Genomic DNA, 11,669 nt, shown 5'->3' with positions numbered 1-11,669 from the left:
AAGCGGGCCGGATCAGGTGCAATGCCGGCTTCCAGCAATACGGCATCAACCGCATCGGGCGCAAACGCCTCACCTGCATAGGGCCACAGCAAGTCCAGTGCTGCCTGCATGCGTCGATGGCTTTCGTCGGTCCCGTCGCCCAATCCAATGACCGTGTCAGAGCTGCGCTCCAGATGATACGTCGCTTCCTTGACCGCCTTGCCGGCAATCTCTGCAATGCGCCGATCATTGCTTTGTTCCAGGACGCCAAGACAACCGACATGCCAGGCATCAAACAGAAATTGCCGCATGATCGTTTGTCCGAAATCTCCATTGGGTTGCTCAACCAGCAACAGGTTACGAAAATCCCAGACATCGCGCCCCATGGCGAGGTCATCGGCACTCCGGCCCTTGCCCTCAACCTCGGCTGCATAATTCAGCCAAAGCGTCGCCTGACCAATCAGATCAAGCGCGGTGTTGGCCAACGCGATATCCTCTTCGATCACAGGCGCCACGCCACACCACTCGGACACCCTGTGGCCCAGAACCAGGGCGTTGTCGCCCATCCGGCACAGAAATTCGAACAGGTCCGCGCTCACATCGCCCCCGCATCGTCGGGAATGTCAAAAAATGACGGGTGACGGTAAATCTTGCTTTCCGACGGCTCATAAAGCGGGCCTTTTTCATCCGGCGAAGAGGCCGCAATCTGCGCCGCCTCGACAGCCCAGATGCTGACACCTTCATTGCGGCGCGTGTAGACATCACGCGCGTTCTTGATCGCCATCCCCGCATCTGCGGCATGAAGCGACCCAACATGGCGATGGCTTAGCCCGTGCTGTCCGCGAATGAAAATCTCCCATAGGGGCCATTCGGTCTTGCGCGGCGCGCCGTGCGGGGCGGCTTCGGTTTCGGTATAGGGGCTGGATTCCGGGCTGCTCATGGGTTCACTCCGCTGCTATCTTGGCTGCGCGTTTCTTTTCGGCGTGGGCGAGCAGACCTTCGCGCACCCAACGCCCTTCGTCCCAAGCTTTGTTGCGCGCCTCAAGGCGTTCTGTGTTGCAGGGGCCATTGCCGCGCAGCACGTCGAAAAACTCATTCCAGTCGGGTTCCGAGAAATCGTAATGCCCGGTTTCTTCGTTCAACTTCAGCTTGTCATCCGGGACCGTCAGGCCAAGGTAGGCGGCCTGCGGGGCGGTCTGATCGACGAACTTCTGGCGCAGTTCGTCGTTGGAATTCATCTTGATCTTCCACGCCATGCTTTGCGCTGAATGCACTGAGTCTGCGTCTGAGGGGCCGAACATCATCAGCGAGGGATACCAGAAACGGTTCAGCGCATCCTGTGCCATATTGTGTTGGGCAGGGGTGCCATTTGCCATCTTCATCATGATGTCGAAACCCTGCCGCTGGTGGAATGATTCCTCTTTGCAAATGCGGACCATCGCGCGGGCGTAGGGGCCGTATGACGTGCGCTGCAAGGGCACCTGATTCATAATCGCTGCACCATCGACCAGCCACCCCACCGCGCCCATGTCCGCCCATGTCAAGGTCGGATAGTTGAAGATGGAGGAGTATTTCATCTTGCCCGACAACAGGTCGCGGGTCATCTGATCGCGGCTGACACCAAGGGTTTCAGCGGCGCAGTAAAGATACAGGCCATGGCCCGCCTCATCCTGCACTTTCGCCAGTAGGATCGCCTTGCGTTCCAACGTGGGTGCGCGGGTGATCCAGTTGCCTTCTGGCAGTTGGCCGACGATCTCCGAATGGGCATGCTGGCCGATCTGGCGGATCAGGTTCTTGCGATACCCCTCGGGCATCCAGTCCTTTGGTTCAATCTTGCCACCTGCATTGATCCGCTCCTGAAAGGCGCGCTCCTCAGGTTCCATCTCATCCAGGGATTTTACGCCCTGGCCAGTAGACTTGATCATCTGTGCGTACATGCGTCTCAGGTCCTTTCAAGTATCAGCAGCATTTAGGTCGCGCGCTCCAGGATCAGTGCGACGCCTTGGCCAACGCCGACACACATCGTGCACAGCGCATAGCGGCCTTGAGTTCGTTTCAGTTGCAGCGCCGCCGTCATCACCAACCGCGCGCCTGACATGCCCAGTGGGTGGCCGATGGCGATGGCCCCGCCGTTGGCGTTTACATGTGGCGCGTCGTCCGGCACCCCCAATGCACGCAGCGTGGCGATGCCTTGGGCAGCGAAGGCTTCGTTCAATTCCATCACATCCATCTGATCAATGGTCAGTCCGGCCCGCGCCAAGACCTTTCGACAAGCAGGGATGGGGCCGATGCCCATCACGCGTGGCTCGACGCCGGCAGCAGACATGGCGACCACGCGGGCAATCGGCGTCAGGCCGAATCGCGAAGAGGCCTCCTCGGAGGCGATGAGCATCGCCGCCGCACCGTCGTTTACGCCGGACGCATTGCCCGCCGTGACTGTCAAGTCAGGGCCATTGATGCCACGCAGCTTGCCCAGTTTTTCAGCGGTGGTGCCGGGGCGCGGGTGTTCGTCGCGGTCTACAATCAGCGGATCGCCCTTGCGTTGGGGGATCGTGACGGGGGTGATTTCATCCGCAAACACACCAGCCGCATCCGCCGCTGCCCAACGTTCCTGAGAGCGCGCGGCAAAGGCATCTTGTGCAGCGCGGTCAATGTCGTGGTCTGTTGCCACATTATCTGCGGTTTGGGGCATCGAATCGCTACCGTATTGCGCCTTCATCTTGGGGTTCAAAAAACGCCAGCCGATGGTGGTGTCATAGACCGCATTGGCGCGGGTAAAAGCCGAAGTCGCCTTGGGCATTACAAAAGGCGCGCGGCTCATGCTTTCGACACCGCCAGCGATGGCCATGTCATAGTCACCCGCGCGGATCCCCCGTGAGGCCATTCCCACGGCGTCCATTCCAGAGGCACAGAGCCGGTTGATGGTGGTGCCGGGCACATCCACAGGCAGACCCGCCAGCAGGGCCGCCATGCGGGCCACGTTGCGGTTGCTTTCGCCGGCCTGGTTGGCGTCGCCAAAGATCACGTCGTCAATGCTGGCCCAGTCAACCTGCGGATTGCGCGCCGCAAGGGCCGCAATGGGTGAGGCTGCCAAGTCATCGGTACGCACCTGAGACAAGGCACCGCCATAGCGGCCAATTGGGGTTCGGGTGGCATCGCAGATGAATGCATCCATGGTGTTCGCGTCTCCTGAATTATCGGCAAAATAAGCCGACCGTGGGGTCGGTGTTATGCCTCTTGGTGATTCGTGGCAAGTAAAACGTAACGATTTATCGCATGGATCCGTAATCCTGTAACGTATTGGCGGGAGCTTAGTGACTTAACGTCGTCAAGAGCCACGGGCAGATTTAGGTTGCAGGCAGGGACATGCTTAGCCCAGATTAAAACAGAACGATCGGTCTGTTCAGGGCTTTCAGGTCGGTATTGTCCTGTAGCCTGCCAGAAGGGGGAGAGAATGTCACAGCATTTGCGCATTGGTGGTGCCAGTGGTTTCTGGGGAGATTCAAGCGTTGCGACGGCGCAGCTCTTGGCCTCTCCGGGGCTCGATTTTATCGTCTATGACTACCTTGCCGAAATCACCATGGCGATCCTGGGGCGGGCGCGGGCCAAAGACCCCGAGACGGGCTATGCCACAGATTTTGTCAGCGCTGCTATGGCACCAAACCTTGCCGAGATTGCCAGGCAAGGCGTGCGAATTGTGTCTAACGCTGGTGGGATGAACCCAAAGGCCTGCGCGGCGGCCCTGGAGGCCGAGATCAAAAAGCAGGGGGGCACGCTAAAGGTTGCTGTCGTCACCGGCGATGATCTATTGGCCCAGGCAGAGCAGATCGTCGAGGCCGCACCAAGGGACATGTTTCGGGGCACATCTTTGCCACCAGTGGACAAGATTGCCAGTATCAACGCCTATCTTGGCGCCTTTCCCATTGCCGCCGCGCTGGATCGCGGCGCCGATATTGTGGTGACCGGGCGCTGTGTCGACAGTGCGGTGACTCTGGGCGCGGCAATTCATCATTTTGGCTGGACCGCCACTGATCTGGATGCCTTGGCCGGCGGTAGCCTGGCCGGGCATATTCTGGAATGCGGCCCGCAGGCCACCGGTGGCAATTTCACCGACTGGCGCTTGGTGGCAGAAAACCTGGCAGAGATCGGCTATCCCATCGCTGAGATCCGCCGGGATGGCAGCTTTGAGGTGAGCAAGCCGGAAGGCACAGGCGGGGTGGTCTCACGCGGGACCGTCGGCGAACAGATGCTCTATGAAATCGGCGATCCACAGGCCTATCTGTTGCCGGATGTGGCTTGTGATTTCTCTGAGGTGGTGTTGCAGGAGGTCGCGCCGGACCGGGTTTTGGTCTCAGGTGCGCGGGGGCTGGGCGTGCCGGACAGTTACAAGACCTGCCTGACCTGGGCCGATGGCTTTCGCTCGGGACATATTTTCACCTTCTATGGTCTGGAAGCCGAAGAGAAGGCTCAGCTCTTTGCCGATACGGTGTTAAAGCGCTGCCGCGCGGCGCTGCAGCGCATGCAGGCGCCGGATTACACCGATGTCAGTGTGGAACTGCTGGGCACTGAAAGCCAGTTTGGCAACAAGCGCGACCTGCCCCCCCAGCGTGAGGTGGCGGTCAAGATTGCGGTACGCCACCAGGAGGCCCGCGCCGTGGCCCTGTTTCTGAAAGAGGCCACCGGTCTGGGTCTGGCAACACCGCCGGGGTTGAGCGGCTTTGCGGGGGCGCGGCCCAAGCCCTCGCCGGTGCTGGCGCTGTTCTCCTACCTTACCCCCAAGCCGCAGGTTCAGCAGCGCCTGTTGGACGAGGCAGGTGAGGTGCAGTGCTCGGAGGTCAAAGGTCCTGCTGTGGCTGTGGCACCGCGGCCGGACCTGCCGCAGGCCCCGAAGGCGGCAACCTATGTCCAGGTGCCCCTGGTCGACCTGGCCTGGGCTCGCAGCGGCGACAAAGGCGATATCGCCAATATCGGCGTGATGGCACGCGATCCCGCCTTGATGCCCTGGATCTGGGCGGGTCTGACGCCAGCGCATTTGCACCAGGTGTTTGGCCATTTCCTGGAAGGGGCCGGGGCGGAGGCGATAGAGCGGTTCTACCTGCCTGGCTCTGCCTCGATGAATATCCTTTTGCACGGCGCGCTGGGCGGTGGCGGTACCTCGTCCCTGCGCAATGACCCGCAGGCCAAGGGCTATGCCCAGCTGCTGCTGGCGGCACCTATCGCAGTCGATGCGGATCTGCTGGCACGGCTGCGGGGGGAATGATGTATCACATTAAAAAGATGCAGCAGGATCTCTGGTGCGCTGGTCGCGGCTTTGGGGCTGCGATTTCTACGATCAACCCGATGAGGACATGTGGATGAAGGCTTTTCAAAGCAGGATCAATACCGCCAGCGACAGCTATGCCCAGAACCGCGCCGATATGTTGGCGCAGGTGGACCGGATGCGCAGCTTGGAAGCCCGTGCTGCAGCAAAATCAGAGCAGCGTCGCCCGGTGTTTGATAAACGCGGCCAGCTGTCGCCACGGGAACGTCTGGCGGCCTTGCTCGACCCGGGCTTGCCATTTCTTGAGCTCTACAACATGGCCTCCTATCTGGTGGACGACCCGGATCCTGAGATCTCGATCCCCGGGGCCTCGATCATTCTGGGGATTGGCTATGTGGCTGGTGTGCGTTGCATGGTCTTTGTGGATGATGCCGGCATCAATGCCGGGGCAATGACCGGCAAATCGGTGGATAAGGCGCTGGGCGCCATTGATATCGCGTTGAAGCAAAAGCTGCCCTTTGTGCATCTGGTCGAAAGCGCCGGGGCAGATCTGACCCGCTACACGGTTGAGCTCTGGGCCCATGGAGGCGGCATGTTTGCCGGTCTGGCGCGGCTCTCGGCGGCGGGCAATCCGGTGATCACCGTTCTGCACGGGGCCTCGACTGCTGGCGGCGCCTATCAGCCGGGGCTGTCGGACTATGTGATCGGGGTCAAGGGTAATGGTATGGCGATGCTGGCGGGGGCGGCGCTGGTGCAGGCCGCAACCGGAGAAATCGCCGAGGATGCCGACCTGGGCGGCGCCGAGATGCACGCAGAGGTCACCGGCCTGGTGGAATACCTCGCCGAGGATGATGCCCATGGTCTGGAGATTGCCCGCGATGTGGTGGCCGGTCTGGGCTGGCAAAACTGCGCCGACCCCGCCGTCGCCTATGATCCGCCCAAATATGACAGCGAGGAGTTGGCCGGGGCCATCCCGGCGGACTACCGCAAACCCTATGACATGCGCGAGCTGGCCGCGCGGCTGGTGGATGGCTCTCGGCTGCGGGATTTCAAACCGGGTTATGGCCCGGCGCTGGTCTGCTTGCAGGCGCATATCATGGGCCAGCCCGTGGGCATTCTTGGCAATAACGGCCCCATTGATCCCGACGGTGCCACCAAGGCAACGCATTTCCTGCAGGTGATGGATCAGGCGGGCACCCCGGTGATCTTTCTGGGCAATACCACCGGCTATATGGTTGGTACCGCCTATGAGCGCGCGGGCATGATCAAACATGGCTCCAAGATGATCCAGGCGATGACCAACCTGCGGGTGCCCAAGATCTCGCTCTATACCGGGGCCAGTTTTGGCGCCGGCAACTATGGCATGTGTGGTCATGCCTTTGGCGCGGATTTCCTGTTCACCTGGCCCAATGCCATGACCGGGGTGATGGGGGGCGAACAGGCGGCTCTGACCATGGAACAGGTGGCGCGGCGCACCGCTGCGCGCAAGGGCATCCCGGTGGACGAGGCCCGCCTGGCCAAGCAAAGCGCCGGGATCGCGGCGCATTTTGACAGTCAGTCGGATGCGTTTTTTACCTCTGGGCGGATGTTGGACATGGGCATGATTGATCCGCGCGACAGCCGGGCGGTGATTGGTTTTTGTCTTGCCACCTGCAGGGAGGCGCGCCGCCGTGATCTCAACCCCAATGCCTTTGGCGTGGGACGGGCCTGATGGGAGAGGAGCAGAATATGACCGAGTTTAATTCAATCCTGGTGGCCAATCGCGGAGAGATCGCCCTGCGTATCATGCGCACGGCGCGCGCAATGGGGATGACTTGCGTGGCGGTGTATACCGAAGCCGACGCAGGGAGCCCGCATGTGGGTTTTGCTGATCGCGCCATCTGCATTGGCACCGGTCCGGTGGGCGACAGTTATCTGGATGCATCCAAGGTTCTGGCCGCGGCACAGGAGGCAGGCGCGCAGGCGGTGCACCCCGGCTATGGCTTCTTGTCGGAGAATGCCGAATTTGCCCGCGCCTGCACTGCAGCGGGCCTTACGTTTATTGGCCCCGGCGCTGAATCCATTGCTTTGATGGGCAACAAGGCAGCCGCCAAACGGCGCATGATCGAAGCAGGGGTTCCCTGCGTTCCCGGCTATGAGGGTCCAGATCAGTCACCGGCTGTGCTGGCGGCAGAGGCGGCAGGGATTGGCTATCCGGTGATGATCAAGGCGGCGGCAGGGGGCGGTGGCCGTGGCATGCGGCTGGTCACCGCCCCCGAAGGTTTTGCATCGGCTTTGGATCTGGCCAAAAGCGAAGCCCTGTCGGCCTTTGGCTCGGATGAGATGATCCTGGAAAAGGCGGTGATGCGCCCGCGTCACGTGGAGATCCAGATCTTTGCTGATGCCAGTGGCAATACCATCCACCTGGGCGAGCGCGACTGCTCGGTGCAGCGCCGCCATCAGAAGGTGGTGGAAGAGGCCCCCTGTCCGGTGATGACGCCTGAGCTGCGCGCCGAAATGGGTGCGGCTGCGGTGGCTGCGGCCCGCGCTGTCAGCTATCTGGGGGCCGGAACGGTGGAGTTCCTGCTGGATGCCGATGGAGCTTTTTACTTTCTGGAGATGAACACCCGCCTGCAGGTGGAACACCCGGTAACGGAGATGGTCACGGGGCTCGATCTGGTGGCGCTGCAGATCCGCGCGGCGCGTGGTCAGGCGCTGGGCCTGGCGCAACACGACGTGGCACTGACCGGCCATGCCATCGAGGTGCGGCTCTACGCCGAAGACGCCAGCCAGGGGTTTTTGCCACAATCCGGCGGGATCAGTCTCTGGCATCCACCCAGCGGGCCGGGCATCCGAGTGGATGCGGGGATTACCTCCGGGCAGGAGGTCTCTGCTTTTTATGACCCTATGCTGGCCAAACTCATCGCCCATGGATCCACCCGCGGCGAGGCGCTGGAGCGTTTGATTGCGGCGCTGCGCGATACGGTGATTTTTGGGCCTGCCTGCAACCGTGATTTTCTGATTGATGTGCTCGGACATGGGGAATTTGCCACCGGTGCGGCCACCACTGGTTTTATCAGTGATCACTTTGATCCACTTCTGCCGCCCGAGGTCACCAGCGCCGATCTGGCGCTGGCAGCGGGGCTGATCTATCGCGCCGATCAGGCGGCAATGGCTCAACAGGCCACCATCCCGGCAGATCTGCTTGGCTGGTCCAGTCAGGGGGCGTTGCAGGCGCGAATGGTACTGGAGGCCGGAGGCGATCCTGTGACGGTGCAGCTACGCCAGGGTCGTGATGGCATCCGCGTGCTGGTCGGCGCGGCGGAGCATCATTTGGATCACCAGGGCGATTGCCTGCGGTTGGATGGGCTGCGACTGGATCTGCGCCGCCATCTGATGGTGGGGGATGATCTTTATCTGGCGACCGGGGCGCGGATTTTGAAGGTGACCCGGGTGCTGGCGGACCAGGGCGCTGCAGCTGCTGCGGGGGGCGGCGCGACCCGGGCGCCGATGCATGGCAACCTGCTGGATCTCAGCGTCAGCCCTGGCGACCGGGTTGAGATTGGCACCCGGCTGGCGGTGCTGGAGGCGATGAAAATGCAGCACGAGATCCTGGCCGAGATTGCAGGCACGGTGAGCGAGGTCGCAGTCACGGCTCCAAACCAGGTGAAGGCAGGCGATTTGCTGGTGCAGATCGAACAGGATAGCGCGAAACAGGAGGGCACAACATGAACTCGGACCTTTGCAAGCGGCTTGGCATTGAGTTTCCGCTTTTTGCCTTTTCCCATTGCCGCGACGTGGTGGCCGCCGTCACCAATGCGGGCGGTATGGGGGTGTTTGGCGCCGCGATGATGTCACCCGACGAGCTGGAAGAAGAGCTGTCTTGCATTGATGCCCAGGTGAAGGGTAAACCCTATGGTGTTGACCTTATCGTGCCGAACAAATTTGAGGCCAAGGGCGAGGATCTTTCGGATGCGGAGATTCTGGCCATGGTCCCCGAGGGGCATAAGGATTTTGCCAGTGCGCTGCTGCAACAGCACGGGCTGGAGCCGGGCGATCTGGAGCCCGCACGGGCCGACCGGCTGGTGTTTCGTAAAAACATCAGCGCTGAGGGGGCGCGGCGCAGTCTGGATGTGGCCTTTTCCCACCCGATTGCGTTGATCGCCAATGCGCTGGGGCTGCCACCCCAAGATATGCTGGAGCGCGGCAAGGCCCAGGGGGTAGCGGTTGGCGCCCTGGTGGGCACGGCGCAGCACGCCCGGGCGCAGGTGGCAGCGGGGGTAGATGTGATCATCGCTGCAGGGGGTGGGGCCGGTGGCCACACCGGTGAGGTCTCAACTATGGTTCTGGTGCCCGAGGTGGTGCAGGCCATCGCCGGATCCGGCGTGCCGGTGCTGGCGGCGGGCGGCATTGCCACCGGGGGCCAGATGGCGGCCGCCATGGCGATGGGCGCAGCGGGGGCCTGGTGTGGCTCGGTCTGGCTGACGACCGCAGAGGCAGAAACCAACCCGGTGGTGAAGGAAAAGATGCTGGCGGCCAGCAGTCGCGACACGGTGCGCTCGCGCTCTCGCACGGGTAAGCCCTCGCGCCAGTTGGTCAGCGCCTGGACCGAGGCCTGGGAGAGCAAGGCGGCGCCCACTCCGCTGCCGATGCCCTTGCAGACCCTGGTGTCGGAACCGGCGTTGCACCGGATAGATCAGATCTCGCAAACCGGCCACGCCGGGGCGCAGGATCTGGCGACCTATTGGGTCGGGCAGGGGGTTGGCCTGATGAACCAGACAATGTCCGCCGGGGCTGTGGTGCAGCAGTTCAAGGAAGAGTTTTTGACAGCCTATGAGCGCCTTGGAGCCCTGTTGGAGGAGTGACGCCAGACCTTTTGCCAGAACGATTACCAGAGCGATTACCAGAATGATTGCCCTGCGGCGGCTTTGTTGCCTTGTCTGGACCTGCAACCTATGGTCAGCCAGATCAGTCGACAACAGAGGGCAGGGCAGCAGCAGTGGCAGGACAGAGTGAAGGGCTATTGACCGCGATCCTTGCGGATATTGACGCGGGGCAGTTGAACCCGGGCGATGTGCTGGACGAAGCCGGTTTGGCGGCGCGTCATCTGGTGTCTCGCACGCCGATCCGGGAAGTCTTTATCCAGCTGGAGGCTGCGGGGCTTATTCGTCGTTTGCCGCGTAAGGGCGCGGTGCTGTTCAAGCCCACATTGGAAGAGTTTCTGGCGATCCTGGAAGTGCATGCCAATCTGGAAGGTCAGGCGGCTGGCCTGGCGGCGCGGCGAATGACGGCGGTCCAGGCCGCAGAGCTGGAAGAGATCGTTCAGGCCTGTGAAGCCCATGCTGCCGAAAAGGGAGATGGCGACCCCAATGGCTATTACCAGCTGAACCTGCAGTTTCATGCAGGCGTGGCCCTGGGGGCGGGAAACCCGTTCTTGGTTGAGATGATCAAGACCAACGCGCGCAAGCTGATGGCCTATTACCGGGCGCGCTATCGGTATCCGGGCTCGATTGCGCAATCGGCAAAAGAGCACCGCGAAATTGCCGAGTTGATCTATGCCCATGATCAGGCCGCGGCAGAACGGCGGATGATACAACATGTCCAGTTTGATCAGGTCACGGTGATGGATTTGCTGGCGGCGCTTGGCTGAAAGCGGGGCAGCCTCCGGCGGGAGGTATTAGGAAGATAAAAGGCGGGCCAGAGGCTGTCCTTTGCTGGTTTGGCTGGGCTTTTGCCTATTGCGCTTGTTCAAAGAACCGCGCCAGGCTTTCGGCAAAGGCGGCCTTATCTGCAGGCTGGGAGAGGCTGTTTTGGGCCTGGGCATAGTGTTCGGGGGCGAGATCATCGCGCATCTCCTGGGTGAGCGCGGCGATGAAATCGGGGCTCATTTCCGGGTGGTGTTGGCTGGTCCAGATGTGATTGCCGATGAAAAAGCCAGCGTTCAACCCGGTGCTGGTGGCGCTTTCCCGGGCCTGGGCTGGCAGCTGTGTGACACACTCGCTGTGTGACCCATAGAGTTTGAAGTCTGCGGGCAGCGGCTGCGTCCAAGTCGGCCGGGCGCGCATCTGGTTGGGGATTAGCCCGTGGACCCAGCCATTTGGGTTTCTTCCCACACTTCCACCCAGAGCCAGGGCGATGGCCTGATGCCCAAAACAGGCGCCAAACAGTGGCAGTTGCGCTGTCTCGATCTGTTGTATCAGCTCTAGCAATGGGGCGATCCAAGGCAATCCGCTGCGGGTCGACGCCGGGCTGCCGGTGATCAAAACGCCGTCAAATGCATCCAGATCCGTCGGGAACTGACCCTCGTGAATCTGAAAGGCTGTTGCCTGCCAGTCTGGTCGCGCCAAATGGACGAGCCGGGTGAATTTCTCAGCGTCCAGGGGGTGCTGCGCAGCAAAGCTGCTTTTGTCTGTGTTGGTGACCATTATCGCTAAGTGCATGTTCTGGCTCG

Annotated in this window: 10 protein-coding genes; 5 read left to right on the top strand and 5 right to left on the bottom strand. The window is 61.6% G+C overall.

The window, feature by feature from the left end; genetic code table 11:
- From paaC to pcaF, 4 genes are all read right to left on the bottom strand, one after another.
- Positions 1-545: 1,2-phenylacetyl-CoA epoxidase subunit PaaC (gene paaC / locus QZ268_RS03630; RefSeq protein ID WP_295448126.1), on the bottom strand; the 545-nt coding region annotated here is incomplete at its 3' end.
- Between the two features lie 29 nt (positions 546-574).
- Positions 575-919 carry a 1,2-phenylacetyl-CoA epoxidase subunit PaaB gene (gene paaB, locus QZ268_RS03625; RefSeq protein WP_295448114.1) on the bottom strand — a complete coding sequence of 115 codons (345 nt, stop codon included), beginning with the start codon at positions 917-919 and terminating at the stop codon, positions 575-577.
- Positions 920-923: 4 nt separating this feature from the next.
- Positions 924-1,916: a 1,2-phenylacetyl-CoA epoxidase subunit PaaA gene (gene paaA / locus QZ268_RS03620; protein ID WP_295448111.1), complete on the bottom strand. Its 993-nt coding sequence runs from the start codon at positions 1,914-1,916 to the stop codon at positions 924-926.
- 32 nt (positions 1,917-1,948) lie between these two features.
- Positions 1,949-3,154 carry a 3-oxoadipyl-CoA thiolase gene (pcaF, locus tag QZ268_RS03615; RefSeq protein ID WP_295448108.1) on the bottom strand — a complete coding sequence of 402 codons (1,206 nt, stop codon included), beginning with the start codon at positions 3,152-3,154 and terminating at the stop codon, positions 1,949-1,951.
- A 279-nt stretch (positions 3,155-3,433) separates the two neighbouring features.
- On the opposite strand from pcaF, the gene QZ268_RS03610 reads away from it, so the two are divergent.
- From QZ268_RS03610 to QZ268_RS03590, 5 genes are all read left to right on the top strand, one after another.
- A complete protein-coding gene (locus tag QZ268_RS03610; protein WP_295448105.1) occupies positions 3,434-5,239 on the top strand; it encodes an acyclic terpene utilization AtuA family protein in 1,806 nt (601 codons plus the stop codon).
- Between the two features lie 34 nt (positions 5,240-5,273).
- Complete coding sequence (locus QZ268_RS03605) at positions 5,274-6,950, top strand: carboxyl transferase domain-containing protein (RefSeq protein WP_295448103.1); 1,677 nt, start codon at positions 5,274-5,276, stop codon at positions 6,948-6,950.
- 17 nt (positions 6,951-6,967) lie between these two features.
- On the top strand, positions 6,968-8,950 hold the full coding sequence (locus tag QZ268_RS03600; protein ID WP_295448100.1) for a biotin carboxylase N-terminal domain-containing protein: 1,983 nt from the start codon (positions 6,968-6,970) through the stop codon (positions 8,948-8,950).
- Positions 8,947-10,083: a nitronate monooxygenase gene (locus QZ268_RS03595; protein ID WP_295448097.1), complete on the top strand. Its 1,137-nt coding sequence runs from the start codon at positions 8,947-8,949 to the stop codon at positions 10,081-10,083. The genes QZ268_RS03600 and QZ268_RS03595 overlap by 4 nt, the downstream gene beginning before the upstream one ends.
- Before the next feature lie 134 nt (positions 10,084-10,217).
- On the top strand, positions 10,218-10,868 hold the full coding sequence (locus tag QZ268_RS03590) for a GntR family transcriptional regulator (protein WP_295448094.1): 651 nt from the start codon (positions 10,218-10,220) through the stop codon (positions 10,866-10,868).
- Positions 10,869-10,953: 85 nt separating this feature from the next.
- Here QZ268_RS03590 and QZ268_RS03585 read toward each other — a convergent pair whose 3' ends face one another.
- The gene (locus tag QZ268_RS03585; RefSeq protein WP_295448091.1) at positions 10,954-11,658 is read right to left on the bottom strand and encodes a type 1 glutamine amidotransferase; all 705 of its coding nucleotides are present in this window, start codon (positions 11,656-11,658) and stop codon (positions 10,954-10,956) included.
- Positions 11,659-11,669: the final 11 nt, after the last annotated feature.

Source organism: uncultured Pseudophaeobacter sp., from assembly GCA_905479575.1.
In the GTDB taxonomy this organism is placed as follows: domain Bacteria; phylum Pseudomonadota; class Alphaproteobacteria; order Rhodobacterales; family Rhodobacteraceae; genus Pseudophaeobacter.
This window is presented reverse-complemented; position numbering and strand designations above follow the sequence as displayed.